This window comes from Acetobacter suratthaniensis (assembly GCF_017377745.1).
In the GTDB taxonomy this organism is placed as follows: domain Bacteria; phylum Pseudomonadota; class Alphaproteobacteria; order Acetobacterales; family Acetobacteraceae; genus Acetobacter; species Acetobacter suratthaniensis.
Window position 1 is genome coordinate 44,495 of sequence record NZ_JAFVMG010000005.1, and the last position, 13,610, is coordinate 58,104.

15 protein-coding genes are annotated in these 13,610 nt (G+C 63.7%); all 15 read right to left on the reverse strand.

Annotated features, from left to right (window positions below):
• A complete protein-coding gene (gene hypE / locus J2D75_RS06710) occupies positions 1-1,053 on the reverse strand; it encodes a hydrogenase expression/formation protein HypE (protein ID WP_207854008.1) in 1,053 nt (350 codons plus the stop codon).
• Positions 1,050-2,171 carry a hydrogenase formation protein HypD gene (gene hypD / locus J2D75_RS06715; protein ID WP_207854009.1) on the reverse strand — a complete coding sequence of 374 codons (1,122 nt, stop codon included), beginning with the start codon at positions 2,169-2,171 and terminating at the stop codon, positions 1,050-1,052. The genes hypE and hypD overlap by 4 nt, the downstream gene beginning before the upstream one ends.
• Positions 2,158-2,460, reverse strand: coding sequence for a HypC/HybG/HupF family hydrogenase formation chaperone (locus J2D75_RS06720; RefSeq protein WP_207854010.1), 303 nt, complete (start codon positions 2,458-2,460; stop codon positions 2,158-2,160). Before J2D75_RS06720 ends, hypD begins: the two co-directional genes overlap by 14 nt.
• A gap of 12 nt (positions 2,461-2,472) precedes the next feature.
• The gene (locus J2D75_RS06725; protein ID WP_207854011.1) at positions 2,473-3,984 is read right to left on the reverse strand and encodes a sigma-54-dependent transcriptional regulator; all 1,512 of its coding nucleotides are present in this window, start codon (positions 3,982-3,984) and stop codon (positions 2,473-2,475) included.
• Positions 3,984-5,024, reverse strand: coding sequence for a hydrogenase nickel incorporation protein HypB (gene hypB, locus J2D75_RS06730; protein ID WP_207854012.1), 1,041 nt, complete (start codon positions 5,022-5,024; stop codon positions 3,984-3,986). Before hypB ends, J2D75_RS06725 begins: the two co-directional genes overlap by 1 nt.
• A complete protein-coding gene (hypA, locus tag J2D75_RS06735) occupies positions 5,025-5,366 on the reverse strand; it encodes a hydrogenase maturation nickel metallochaperone HypA (RefSeq protein ID WP_207854013.1) in 342 nt (113 codons plus the stop codon).
• A 3-nt stretch (positions 5,367-5,369) separates the two neighbouring features.
• The gene (locus J2D75_RS06740) at positions 5,370-6,392 is read right to left on the reverse strand and encodes a hypothetical protein (RefSeq protein WP_207854014.1); all 1,023 of its coding nucleotides are present in this window, start codon (positions 6,390-6,392) and stop codon (positions 5,370-5,372) included.
• A complete protein-coding gene (hybE, locus tag J2D75_RS06745; protein ID WP_207854015.1) occupies positions 6,389-7,276 on the reverse strand; it encodes a [NiFe]-hydrogenase assembly chaperone HybE in 888 nt (295 codons plus the stop codon). Before hybE ends, J2D75_RS06740 begins: the two co-directional genes overlap by 4 nt.
• Positions 7,273-8,148, reverse strand: a complete 876-nt coding sequence (locus tag J2D75_RS06750; protein ID WP_207854016.1) for a hydrogenase expression/formation protein — start codon at positions 8,146-8,148, stop codon at positions 7,273-7,275. The genes hybE and J2D75_RS06750 overlap by 4 nt, the downstream gene beginning before the upstream one ends.
• Positions 8,145-8,633, reverse strand: coding sequence for a thioredoxin domain-containing protein (locus J2D75_RS06755; RefSeq protein WP_207854017.1), 489 nt, complete (start codon positions 8,631-8,633; stop codon positions 8,145-8,147). Before J2D75_RS06755 ends, J2D75_RS06750 begins: the two co-directional genes overlap by 4 nt.
• Positions 8,633-8,989, reverse strand: coding sequence for a HypC/HybG/HupF family hydrogenase formation chaperone (locus J2D75_RS06760; RefSeq protein ID WP_207854018.1), 357 nt, complete (start codon positions 8,987-8,989; stop codon positions 8,633-8,635). The genes J2D75_RS06755 and J2D75_RS06760 overlap by 1 nt, the downstream gene beginning before the upstream one ends.
• A 6-nt stretch (positions 8,990-8,995) precedes the next feature.
• The gene (locus J2D75_RS06765; RefSeq protein ID WP_207854019.1) at positions 8,996-9,670 is read right to left on the reverse strand and encodes a HyaD/HybD family hydrogenase maturation endopeptidase; all 675 of its coding nucleotides are present in this window, start codon (positions 9,668-9,670) and stop codon (positions 8,996-8,998) included.
• Positions 9,671-9,910: 240 nt separating this feature from the next.
• Entirely contained in the window at positions 9,911-10,675 is a 765-nt protein-coding gene (gene cybH / locus J2D75_RS06770) for a Ni/Fe-hydrogenase, b-type cytochrome subunit (RefSeq protein WP_207854020.1), read from the reverse strand.
• 12 nt (positions 10,676-10,687) lie between these two features.
• Positions 10,688-12,508: a nickel-dependent hydrogenase large subunit gene (locus J2D75_RS06775; protein ID WP_207854021.1), complete on the reverse strand. Its 1,821-nt coding sequence runs from the start codon at positions 12,506-12,508 to the stop codon at positions 10,688-10,690.
• Positions 12,505-13,584, reverse strand: a complete 1,080-nt coding sequence (locus tag J2D75_RS06780) for a hydrogenase small subunit (protein ID WP_207854022.1) — start codon at positions 13,582-13,584, stop codon at positions 12,505-12,507. Before J2D75_RS06780 ends, J2D75_RS06775 begins: the two co-directional genes overlap by 4 nt.
• Positions 13,585-13,610: the final 26 nt, after the last annotated feature.

Below are 13,610 nucleotides of genomic sequence, written 5' to 3' on the forward strand. Positions count from 1 at the left end.
TCAGCAGATCCTCGGCAACTGCTCGCCCGATGGCATGGTGACAGTGCGCCGTCCGCCGAACGCATTACGCACCACCACGGAGGGGCCATGCGGCCCGGCCTCCGCCACCGTGCCGATAAGAGCGGCCTGCTGGCCCAGCGGGTGGGCGCGCAGGGCGGCAAGCGCGGCTTCGGCCTCGGCCTGCGGCACCACAGCCACCAGCTTGCCCTCATTGGCCAGAAAAAGGGCCTCCAGCCCCAGAATATCACAAACGCCCTCCACTTCGGGGCGCACGGGCAGGGCGGTCTCGTCCAGTGTCAGGCTGACAGCACTGGCCTCGGCTAGTTCGCTCAGCACGCCTGCCACACCGCCGCGCGTGGCATCGCGCAGGCTGCGGGTGTTGGGGGCAGCGGCCAGCAGGGCTTCCACCAGCCCGCCAAGGGGGGCGCAGTCGCTGGCAATGGCTACATCCAGCGCCAGATCGCCCCGTGCGCACAGAATGGCGGCTCCGTGGTCGCCCAGCGTGCCGTTAACCAGCACCACATCACCCGGCCGGGCGGCGGTAATGCTGATGGCCCGGTCTGCGGGAATAACGCCCACCCCCGAGGTGGTTACATACAGCCCATCGCACGCGCCTTTGGGTACAACTTTGGTATCGCCGGTGACAATCCGCACCCCGGCCTCACGCGCGCAGTCGGCCATGGCGGCCACGATACGGCGCAGGCAGGCCAGTTCCAGCCCTTCAGCCAGAATGAACGCGGCGGAAAGTGCTACAGGCCGGGCGCCCCCCACCACCAGATCATTGATCGTGCCGCATACGGCCAGCGTGCCGATATTGCCACCGGGAAACTCCAGTGGTTCCACCACAAAAGAATCGGTGGTGAAAGCCAGCCTGTCGCCTCCCGCCACCAGAGGGGCCAGCGGCAGGCGGGCCTGATCTTCCTGTGCGGTGTGGGGTGTGGCGGAAAAAGCTTCAAGGAAAAGCGTGTCGATCAGGGCGCGCATGGCGGTGCCGCCGCCCCCATGCGCCATGGTGATCCGCCCCCCAGTGCCAATGCCGGGTATGCTGTTCATGCGACCTGCCTCGCCCCCTCGTAATCGTAACATGCGGCACATGCGCCTTCGGATGATACCATGAGTGCCCCCAGAGGGGCATCCGGTGTGCAGTCCCGCCCGAAAGCGGGGCAGGCGGTGGGGCGTATGCGCCCGGTCAGCACATCGCCACAGCGGGCGGAGGCGGGGTCGGCCACGGTGTGTGGTGTCAGCGCAAAGCGGCGCTCGGCGTCGAACGCGGCCCATGTGGGGCGCAGTTGCAGGCCGGAAAAGGCAATCGTACCCAGCCCGCGCCAGGCTGTATCGGGCCGGGTTTCATACACCTGCCGCATGGCGGCAAGGGCTGCGGGGTTGCCTTCGGGCGGCACCACGCGGGCGTACTGGTTTTCCACCCGGGCCTGCCCGGCCTCAAGCTGGCGCAGCACCATTAACAGGGATTGCAGGATGTCCAGCGGCTCGAAACCCGCCACCACAAACGGGCGGTGGAAGGTGGAGGCCACGAACTCGTAAGGGTGGGTGCCTGTAACCATGGCGACATGACCGGGGCCGATAAAACCATCCACCGCGAAATCGGGCTGTTCAAGCAGGGCGCGCAGGGTCGGCACGATCAGGATATGCTGGCACAGGAGCGAGAAGTTTTGAATACCCTCGCGTGCAGCCCGCAGGACGGTGAGAGCGGTGGACGGGGCGGTGGTTTCAAACCCGAGTGCGAAAAAAACAATTTCACGATCAGGGTTTTTACGGGCAAGCTCCAGTGCGTCCAGCGGGGAATACACCATGCGGATATCCGCCCCGGCGGCGCGCGCCTGAAGGAGAGACCCCTGCGCCCCCGGTACACGCATGGCATCGCCAAAGGTGGTCAGGATGACATCGGGCCTGCGGGCGAGGGCTATGGCATCATCAATCCGCCCCATAGGCAGCACACAGACCGGGCAACCCGGCCCGTGGGCGAATTCGATCGTATCGGGCAGGCGGTCTTTCAGCCCGTAGCGGAAAATCGTATGTGTATGCCCGCCACAGACTTCCATGACCGTAACAGGGGTTTTCCGGCTGCGGGCGAGGGTTTCGGCTGTGCGGGCAATTTCCGTAAAGAGTTTTTCAGCCAGCGCGGGATCACGGAAGGCTTCACTGAACCGCATGGGAGCCTCCTGCCTTGCCCGTGTCCTGCATGGCGGTGAGTTCTTCATGCAGTTCGCCCATTTCGGCCAGCAGGGCGAGCGTTGCGCGGGCTTCGGGTTCTGAAATACGGCTCATGGCAAAGCCGACATGCACCAGCACCCATGAGCCTATAAGGTCTTCCAGCGGGGCATCGGGTGGGGCTACGCACAGCACGTCCACCTCGCGGCGCACACCGTGGACATCGACCTCCGCCAGCATGGCGGCGGCATCGGCAATGCCGGTAATCCGGGCGGGAATTCCAAGGCACATGGCGGTGTCTCCTTATGGCTGGGGGCGGTGTGCGGCGTCAGGCACAATGCCGTAGCGCTCAAGCTTGGCGCGCAGCCCCACGCGGGACAGGCCAAGCTCGCGCGCGGTCAGGCTTTTGTTCCAGCCGCAGCGTGCGATGGTCTGGGCCAGAATACGGGCTTCGAGCGTATCGAGCCTTTCCTGCATGGAGCCATCTTCGGGCAGGGGTGTGGCCGGGGTCTCCTGCGTGGTGTCAGCCGGGATGGCGAGGTGTGCCGTATGGTGCGGCAGGGCCGGGCGCGGGAAGCGCAACGCAGGGGAAAGCAGGTCTGGCCCCAGCGTGTCGTTTTCGGTCAGTACCAACATACGCAGGATTTCGTTTTGGAGTTCGCGCACATTGCCCGGCCAGTCATGGCGCATGAGCAGGGCCATGACATCCGGGCTGAACCCGCGCGCGCGGCGGCCGTGGCGCTGGCAGGCCTCATCAAGCAGGTGGGTGGCCAGTACGCGGATATCTTCGGGGCGTTCGCGCAGGGGCGGGATGGTCAGCGTCATGGCGGCAAGGCGGTAGTACAGGTCTTCGCGAAAGCGCCCGGCGCGGACTTCTTCTGGCAGGTCGCGGTGGGTGGCGGCCAGCACGCGCACATTGGCATGGGTTGTTTCATTGGTGCCAAGGGCGCGGAACTCGCCTTCTTGCAGAAAGCGCAGCAGCTTGACCTGAAAAGCGGGTGATATATCCCCAATTTCATCGAGGAACAGGGTGCCGCCATCGGCTTCCTCCACCAGCCCGCGCCGGTTGGCGTGCGCGCCGGTAAAGGCCCCTTTGCGGTGGCCGAACAGTTCGGATTCCAGCAGTTCATCCGGTATGGCGCCGCAGTTGACAGCCACAAAGGTACCGCTGTCGCGCTGGCTGGCGTAATGCAGGGCGCGGGCCATCAGCTCCTTGCCGGTTCCGGTTTCTCCCTGAATAAGAACAGGGATATCAAAAACCGCAACCTTGGCGGCCTGCTTGCAGGTATCGTTAAGCGGGCTGGTGGTGGCGCGGATGATGGAATCAAACTGGTAGCGCCCGCGCACCCGTTCGCGCTGGCGCAAAAGCCGCCCTTCCGCAATGGGCGAGGCCAGCCGCAGTTCGAGCGAAAGCCGTTCGTGATCGCGCTGCATGGCGAACAGATGCGTGGCGTTGCGGGCGGTCAGTATAAGCTGGTCAGGGTGCCACGGCTTGGTAATGTAGTGGTAGATACCCGCCTCGTTGATCGCGTCGATCATATCCTCAGGTTCGGTATAACCCGTGACAATAACACGCACGATGTCGGGCCAGCGGTTACGCACTTCGGCCAGAAAGCGCGTGCCGGTTACACCGGGCATGCGCTGGTCGCAGAAAATGGCCTGTATCCAGTGGGTTTCAAGACATTCGCGCGCGGTATCGGCATTATGGGCGATGTGGACATCAAAGCTCTCGCGCAGGACGCGCGCCATTACTTCCGCCGAGCGCGGCTCGTCATCCACCACGAGAATGGACGGGCGTGTGTCCACATCAGCCATCAGTCAGCGGCCCTTAGTGCTGCGGCACGGGCTTCGGCCTGTGCGGCGAGCCTGCCAAGCCATGTGCTGCGTTCGGTTTTCAGCCAGTCCAGCCATGTGTCCATACCCGCCCCGGTACGCGCCCCCGTATGCAGGATGCGTGCCTTGGGGGCCACGCGGCGGATATTGGTTTCCAGCAGCGCCAGATCGGTGCCCAGATAGGGGACAAGGTCGGTTTTGGTCAGGATAACCAGATCGGCATTATGGAAAATATCCGGGTATTTAAGGGGTTTGTCTTCCCCTTCGGTTACGGACAGCAGGGTTACGCGCAACTGTTCGCCCAGATCGAAGGCGGCGGGGCAAACAAGGTTGCCGACATTTTCTACAAACAGCACGCCACCGGGCGGCAGGGGCAGGTGTTCAAGCGCATGGCCGACCTGATGGGCATCAAGATGGCAGCCTTTGCCGGTGTTGATCTGCACCGCCCGCACGCCGGTTGCGCGGATACGCTCGGCATCGTTGCTGGTCTGCTGGTCTCCCTCGATCACGGCGGCGGGTATGCTGCCCTGTAGCAGTTTGAGCGTTTCCACCAGCAGGGTGGTTTTGCCCGCGCCCGGCCCGGCCAGCAGGTTGAGGGCCAGCACGCCGTTGCGTGCCAGAGCCTCGCGGTTCTGGTGGGCATAGGCATCGTTTTTAGACAGGATATTGCGCTCGATTTCCACCATGCGTGCCTGTGTCAGCCCCGGTGCGTGCGAGCGGGCGGGGCCGGTGCCGTAATCATGGTGGTCGGGGCCGTGGGTATGGGCCGGGGCGGTTTCGGGGGCTGTATCCGGCCCGTGCTCATGCCCGTGCGCTGTGTGCTGGTGGGCGGCCTGTGCCTGCGTGCCGTGGTTATGCGTGTGGCCTGCGGTCTGCGCGTGCGTATGGTCGTGGTGGGGCTGGCCGTGGGGGTGTGCGTGCCCCTGATCGTGGCTGTGATCATGGCCATGCCCGTGATCATGAGGGGGGCCGGGGTCTATCGTCACGCCGCCATCGCTGCTGCATCCGCATGTCGTGCACATTTAGAGTACCTCCAGATCCCTGATTTTGATGTCTGTCCCCCCCGAGGGCTGCACCCGCCCGCCGCCACATAGCGGGCAGGGCGAGAGCCGATCCTCAAGAGTTACGGTTTTTTCGCAGTCAAAGCACCAGGCCGTACCCGGTGTCTGTTCGATTTCAAGCCGGGCATCTTGGGCGAGGGTGCCGGGCTTTACGGCCTCAAACCCGAAACGCAGCGCGGAGAGTTCCACTCCCGCAAACTGCCCGACCTCCAGCCGCACCACGCGCACCTGCGTAAAGCCTTCGCGCCGGGCGGTGTCTTCAATCACGTCAAGCAGGCTTTCACACAGGGAGAGTTCGTGCATGGTTTAGGACTCCACATGTGTTGGCACGCAGGGGTTAATGGCCGATAGCAGCAGCGCGGGCAGCAGAGCCGGGCTGTCCACCGTGGGCAGGCTGTGCAGGCAGCGGCGCAGCAGCCCGTTATGTGCCATGTGCCAGCCCGTGGGGGAAAACACAGTATAAGCTTTTACGCGGCCATTTTGTATGGTGGCGTGGTGTACCAGCAGCCCGCGCGCGGCCCGCGCCACACCCAGACGCCCCTGCGGCATGGCCCCCGCTTCTGTTGGCAGGCGCGCTGCCAACGCACGGGTGCGCGTGAAAAGCCGCAGCGGGTCAGACAGGGCGGCCAGCAGATCCAGTGCGCGTGCCACCACCCGCACGAAAAGGCTGACCCCTTCGCGGGCAATCAGACCGTGCAGGAGCGGGGTGTCGCGGTGGTCGGCCAGAATACTGGCGTCCCGCGCGGGGGGCTGTGCGCCAGTGGCGATCGCTGCAAGGTCGGCGCAGTCCGGTGCGGGCAGGTCGGCCCGGCCCTGTGCGGGGGGAACGAGTGCTTGCAGCGGTGCCAGCACGGCGGCCAGTGGTGCAGGGGGCTGTGTTGTGCGGCTGGCCTCAAGCCAGTGGTCAAAATCCGCTAGCGCCAGTTGGGGCAGGGGTGTTTCTAGCCCGGTCAGGGTGGTGGCGGTCTGCCCCCGTTCACTGTGGTGTGGGCTGGTTGTGGCGGCAAGGGTGCGGGCCAGTGCCGCGCGGTCGGGGGCAAGGCCCAGATGGCGCGGCCATGTATGCAGCAGGTCAAGCGCATGGTCGCGCAGGATGTCGCGCGTGCAGGCGGCTGTCTTATCCTGACTTTCCTGTTCGGGCAGACCCAGTGCTTGTGTTGCGGCGGCGGCGTGGGCTGCACCACACAGGCTGAACAGGCTTGCCAGCCGGGTGCGGGCTTCCTCGGGGGGCAGGCCCATGCAGGTGCGGGCCATGTCCGGGCCGTTCTGTATGCGGGCCTGCCATGGCTGGCCAGCCCGTGCTGCGGACAGGACAAGCTGGCCGATCATGGATGGGCGGAATCCGGCCCAGGCTGGCTACCTGTCAGCAGGGCGCGACGGCCCGTACGCGCGGGTACCGGCGTATCGGAGGCGGGGGCCGGGCGGTATGCGGGGTGCTGGGTGGGGTCCATCAGCCCGACAAGGGCGGCCTGTGCGGTTTCAATCGCTTGAAGCATGGTGGTGAAGTCGAACATGGGCGAAAACAGCGAGCAGGCCAGATAGGGCGACAACCCGCCTGCCTGATCGCGGGTGACAGCGGTAAATTCGTATTCCCCCGAAGGAAAGCTCAACAGCACCTTTTCGCCCGAAGTCCGTGCAGGCCCACCGGCATCCGGCAGGGGAGCCTGTACCAGATTCATAAACCAAGGGGTAATCAGCACCCCCAGAATATGGCCATCGCGCTCCTGAAACCCTACGGCCTTTACGTTTAGTGCGGCGTTGACAAGCGGCACGCCGCGCATCTGGTTGGCGTGGATGTCACGAAAGGTCGCTTCAAGCTGATGGGCAAAGAGTGCGGCAGGGGGGGCGGCCTGCGCGGTGGCGGGTTCGGGGTTGTCTATGGCGGGCAGGGCCATGCCAGATGCGCCCGTGTTCGGGGCTGCGCTCTGGCCTGTGCTCTGGAGCGGGTGCGTGGTGTCCGGTGTGGTGGCACCCTGCGGGGCTGGTTCATGCACGACCATGAACTGCTCCTTGGGGGCATCGCAGGTGGGGCAGCGCCAGCTTTCGGGCAGGGCGGTAAAGGGGGTGCCGGGCGGCACCTGCCATGTTTCGCAGCCCTGTGCGGGGTCGTAGAGCGACCAGCAGATCTTGCATTCCATCACGCTGCCGGGTGTGAGGCGCGTGGCATCGCCCATATACGAGCCTTCAAACCCGTGGAAGGCCTGCGCCGTCATGGGGCGGGCTCTGCGATAATGGTGCAGATTTCGCCCAGACGTTCGGCGGAATCTGCCAGATCTTCGCGGGCTGCGCAGGCGACTTCGGGTATGCCTGTCACCTCGATCGTATCGAGAATGAGCGTATCCATGGAGTTGAAGTAGCGCACCCGCCACACATGCGGGGTGGCGGTAGAGGTAATCCGGCAGTTGCCATACCCGCGAGAGAGAATGGTGAGTGTGCCCTGCCCCAGAACATGCTCGATCATGTCGAGGTCTTCTGGCGTGTGGGGCAACAGGCTCAGATTGACCACATGCGGCACCGCACCGGCCTGCCATGTCGCACTTTTATCGAGCAGTTCGGTCAGGATGGCGGGGGCGTTCACCACACCTTCGCCCGCGCTAGCGGCAAGGTCGGGCACGGCGCGTACGGCGGGGAAGGCGCGCGCCAGCACCACATGTGGAAAGGCCGCGACTTCAACCTGTTCGCGCGGTTCTGCCCCTGCGGCGGCCGTGCGCGAAAATGCGCGCATGGCCCACAGCCCGGCAAAAACGGTTTCCTGCACTTCTATCCGCCCGGCGGCGTCTTCCAGCACGATGGAAACCTCGCCTTCGCCCAGTGCGTCATCCACAATCCGGCGGTTGGCGGGGTTCAGCCCATCGGGGCGGATCATCACGGACTGGCCTTCGCGCCACTGCGCCATGGTGTCGCGCAGGGCTTCAAGGAAAGCGATGGCGGGGCGGGCGGCGTTTACGTCATCCAGTTCGGGCAGGTGGGGCGTATAGACGCTCACCCCCGAGGGCATGGCCAGATACTGGAGGTCTTCCTCGCTATCCTGTGTCATGGAACCGGGGCCAAACCCCTTGGGCGGCACCGCAAAGGACGGGATCATGGAGCAGGCTCCGGCTGGGGTGTCAGGGGCGTCAGGGGTGCCAGCAGGGTGGCAAACCGGGTGGCGTAGTCGCCCCAGTCGCGCATGCGTGCGATGTTGCCCACCACCCCGCCCTGATGCAGCAGCACAAGGGCTGGCAGGGACAGATCACCCGTTTCACGTACCAGCCGGGCTTCCAGTGTGGCGGTGGCGATTGCGCCCGAAACCGGCACGGTGGCGCAGGCCCTCTCCACGCTGCTCCCTTTCACGTTGGCCCCGTTCTCGCTGATTCCGTTTGCGGTGCCTGCGTTCATGCGGGCGGCGCACAGGGCCACCAGATCAGGCAATACGGCGGCGATATCGGGTGTTTCAAGATGGGTGCGGGCGTGGCTGGGCAGGAACAGCAGCACAAGGCCATTGGCTGCGGCGGCGGTTTCATCCAGCACCGGCATGCCAAACTGGGTTTGCAGCCGCTGCAGCGGCGGGGTGAGAAGGAGGTCTGGCATCAGGCTTCTTTCAGGCCGGCCAGGCGGGCGGCTTCAAGGTGGGGGGGCAGGCGGGGTGGCTGTTCGCACAGATCGGCAAAGCCTTGTGCGATAATGGCGGCCTGCGTGCCGTCTTGCGCAACAGACAGGGCCGCGACCGATTCAAGCGCTGCGCGGATACGCGCGGCCTCATCCGCACTCAGCAGTGCGCGGGCAAGGCCAAGGAAAACCAGCACATCGTCTCCTGTGCGGGCCTCTGGCACCAGCGCCATATCAACCTGCTGGGGGGCTGTCAGCGCGCCATCGGGCAGGCGGGCGGCACAGAGGGCGAAAGCGCCTTCAACGCTCTGCACGGTCATGGGAATACCGACACACATGGCGGCTTAGTGTCCCATGCGGGCCAGAACCCGGGCATCGCCGTGGCGGCAGGCGTCTTCTTCGGTCGGGCGACCGCTTTCATAGGCTTCGCGGGTGACGGCGGCACTCATCAGGCCCGTATCATCCGCCTGTGTGCCATCCGCTAGTGCGGCGGGCGTGCGGGCGGTGGGGTGCAGGCCGTAATCCGCTGCCAGCATGGCCAGAACGGCCTCGGCCACTTCCGGCACGCGGGCGGCTACGGGTGGGGTCAGGCCGCCGCCGTAATCCTGCATGTTGACCGGCTGCACCCCGATAAGTGCTACCTGACGGGGCGCATGGCCGCGCAGGTCGAGCAGGGCCAGCACTTCCTGAAAGCCGGTCTGGTGCAGGCTCATTTTACGAGCGCCGATGGTGGCGGGCACATCCGCATCGCGCACCGTATGCAGGGCACCCGGCGGCAGGCCGAAATCAATGGCATCGACAATAATCAGCCCGTCCAGCCCTTCAAGCTGGGGCAGCAGGTACAGACCCTGCGTGCCGCCATCCATCAGTTCGGCGGGGGGCGGAAAATGATAGCGTGCGGCGAGATATTCCACCACGCGTACGCCAAAACCTTCATCGGCCCACAGAATATTGCCAATGCCCAGTATCAGCACCCGTCCGGGGGGGCGGGCTGCCTGTTGCGTTGTGCTGGCTGTCATGTCTTGCCCTGTCTTCCGGCTGGCGGGTTGGGGCTGTGCTGGCGGTCTGAGACCGTGCACGGATACCCCGAACAACAAAGAAGCAGAAACCGTGCCAACTGACAGAGTGGCAGCTATCCAACCATCCCACGACAGAAAACCCCGGATCACACAACTGTGATACGGGGTTTTGATGGAAAGATTCCTTCCAGATTGAATGGTATCTGGAAGGTTATCTTACGGTTTCTGACGGGGGCGCTGTTAATCGGGTCTGTCGTCGCGGAAAATGCGGTAGCCATTGGTCATGGCCGAAATCAGCGACTGGCGTGAGGTAATGTCCTCGCGCGTGACGGTATAAATATGGATCATGACAAACAGGATAATGACCCACATGCCCCAGTGGTGCAGGTAATGCGTGCCAAGGCTGCCGCCCAGCCACGGCATGACCCAGCCAAACAGGCGGCCTTCCCAGCTATCCATGCCCGTACCATCGGAATACAGGGCAAAACCGCTCACGATCATGAACAGCCCCGTAAGCGTAAAGCAGAAGAAAAGCGCCGTGCGGGCCAGCGCATTATGCCCGATGGTGGTTTTGGCATGCTTGCGGATAAAGGCGTAAACCAGCACCTCGCCCAGCAGGTCTTTCCAGTATTCGATTTTCCAGAACGGTATCCAGAACAGCTCGCGCGACCAGGCGTTGCCAAAAAACAGCCCCCAGATAACCCGCCCGCCAAAACCGATGGTGAACACCCATGCCGCCATGAAGTGCAGGGCGCGGATCCACCCCATCTGGAAATGGCTGCTCGCCTCTCCCGACAGGGTGGCAGGGGGTGAGCCGATCAGGTAGCCCGTGATTGCCAGCACCACGATGGAGGCCGCCGTAAGCCAGTGCCACAGCCGCACCGGCGCTTCGTAGACATAAATCTGCGTAACCCTGCGCGCGCGCAGGGTGTGGGCGGCCTGTCCGTCCAGATTGGTGCCCTTGAGGTCGTTATCGCTCAGGGGGCCGGATTGCGGTGTGCTCATTGCTCTGCTCCCTTAGCGGATGGTGACGCGGGCCAGTTCGTCTCCATCGGGCGCCATGACATGGGTGGCGCAGGCCATGCACGGGTCGAAGGAGTGCAGGGTGCGCAGGATTTCCACCGGCTGTTCGGGGTTGCTCATGGGCGTGCCCAGAAGCGAGGCTTCAAACGCGCCGATATTGCCCTTGGCGTCACGCGGGCCACCATTCCATGTGCTGGGCACCACGCACTGGTAGTTCTCGATCCGGCCATCGCGGATTTTGATCCAGTGGCCAAGCCCGCCGCGCGGTGCGGCCACAATGCCAACGCCCTTGGCTTCCTTGGGCCATGTTGCCGGGTCCCATTTGGAGACATTGGCTGTTGCCAGATCACCTGCGGCAATATTGGCAATCAGGGCATCGTAGTCATCGAGCATCTGCTGGGCGCAGTAATGGGCCTCAAGTGCGCGGGCGAGCGTGCGGCCAATGGTGGTGGGCAGGGCTTCACGCGGGGTCAGGCTGGTGCCTGCCAGCGCGTTGAAGCGGCCCAGCGCGTCATCCACCTGCGCTTTCACGTAAGGCACACCCTTGGAATAGGCCAGAATATAGCGTGCCAGCGGCCCGACTTCGCAGGCATTGCCCCGCCAGCGCGGCGCTTTTACCCATGAATATTTGGCCGCTTCATCCACAGCCAGAATATTGGTGCGCGTGCCTTTGGCGTTTGCCCCCAGTGCGTAATGCGGGTCGGTCATGCCATCCCACGGGTGCAGGCCGATATCTTCACGCCCTGCACCGTATTCGTACCAGCTATGGGTGACGAATTCCTGCACCTGCTCGGGGTCGCGCGGGTCTATGGGGTGGATTTCTTCCCAGTTGCCGCCCAGAATTACCCCGCCGGGGAAACGGTTGGTGGACGGGTCGCCCTGCACGGTGGGGCAATCACCATAATCCATCAGATTGCTGGCGGACAGGCCGCCACCATACAGCCAGTTTTTGTAGTAGCTGCCGATAGCGATCACATCTGGCACATACACGTTCTGCGAGAACTCGAAGGCTTCTTGCAGCTTGAGCTTGATGAAGTTCAGCCGCTCCATGTTCAGCGGTGCGCCCGCCGCCATGTCGCCGTCGATATTGATGGCGCAGGGTACGCCGCCCACCATGTAGTTGGGGTGCGGGTTTTTGCCGCCCAGAATGGTGTGTACCTTGACGATTTCCTTCTGGAAATCGAGCGCTTCAAGGTAGTGGGTCACGGCCATCAGATCGGCTTCGGGGGGCAGCAGATAGGCGCTGTTATCCCAGTAGCCATTGCGGAAAATACCGAGCTGCCCGCTTTCCACAAACTTCTTGAGCCGGTTCTGCACATCGCGGAAATAACCGGGCGAGGACTTGGCGTGGTTGGGCGAAACCGCCTGCTGCAGGGCTGACGTGGCGCGCGGGTCGGCCTTGAGCGCGTTGACGGGGTTTACCCAGTCCAGCGCATGCAGGTGGTAGAAATGCACCACGTGGTCATGCCAGGCCAGCACCTTTTCCATGATCTGGCGGATCAGGAAGGCATTGGTGGGAATGCGGATGTCCAGCGCGTCTTCCACCGCGCGTACCGAGGCCAGCGCGTGACAGCCCGTGCACACGCCGCAGATACGTTCCACAAAGGCCCATGCGTCACGCGGGTCGCGGCCTTTGAGAATAACCTCAAGCCCGCGCCACATGGTGCCGGTGGATACCGCGTTGCGGATAACGTTGTGGTCATCCACGTTCACTTCAACACGCATATGGCCTTCAATACGCGTGATGGGGTCAACCACGATCCGGCGGCCACCATTGTCGAGGGAAAAGCCGTTGGGTGTCTGGATTGTTGTCATTGTGCGTCATCTCCCTTGTGGCGGGCCCGGCTCAGGGCGGTTAGGGCTGCGTGGGCGGCAAGGCCCGCGCCAACCGCGCCAGCGGCGACCATGCCCACCTTGTCGGCGTTGGCTTCGATGCCAAAACCGCTGACATCCTGCAGGCGTGCGTACCACGAGCCCTTGTCCCAGAACCCGTCTTCCGAGCAGCCGATGCAGCCATGCCCGGACTGGATGGGAAAGGACACGCCATCATTCCAGCGGATGGTGGAGCAGGCGTTGTAGGTGGTGGGGCCTTTGCAGCCGACCTTGTAAAGGCAGTAGCCTTTGCGGGCGCCTTCATCGTCAAAGCTTTCGACATACTGCCCGGCATCAAAATGCGGGCGGCGGTAGCATTTGTCGTGAATACGCTGGGAGTAGAACATTTTCGGCCGCCCCTGCCGGTCAAGCTCGGGCAGGCGGTCGAAGGTCTGCATATAGGTAATGACGCCGGTCATGACCTCGGCAATGGGCGGGCAGCCCGGCACCTTGATAACCGGCTTGTCCAGAATGACCTTGTGGACAGGGGTTGCCTGTGTGGGGTTGGGCCGGGCGGCCTGCACACAGCCATAAGAGGCGCATGACCCCCACGAGATAATGGCTTTCGCCCCGGACGCCACGCGCTTGAGCTGCTCTACAAACGGCTTGCCGCCGATGATGCAGTACATGCCGTCTTCATTCAGCGGGGGGTTGCCCTCCACGGCCAGAATGTAGTTGCCGTGGTATTTTTCCATGACCTCGTCAAGAATGGCCTCGGCCTGATGCCCGGCGGAGGCCATGAGCGTATCGTCGTAATCCAGCGAAATCATCGACAGGATCACGTCCTTGACCAGCGGATGCGCCGAACGGATGAAACTTTCCGAACAGCAGGTGCATTCCAGCCCATGCAGCCACAGCACGGGCGTGCGTGGCTTGGTTTCCATGGCATGGGCGATCTGCGGCACAAATTCGGGGCCAAGGCCCAGTGCTGCTGCGGTAAGGGAGCAGTATTTGACGAAAGAGCGGCGGGTAATCCCCTGCCGCCGCATGACGTCATAAAAAGTTTCCAGAACAGCCATCGGTGAAAGGCATCCTCCCGTGGGTC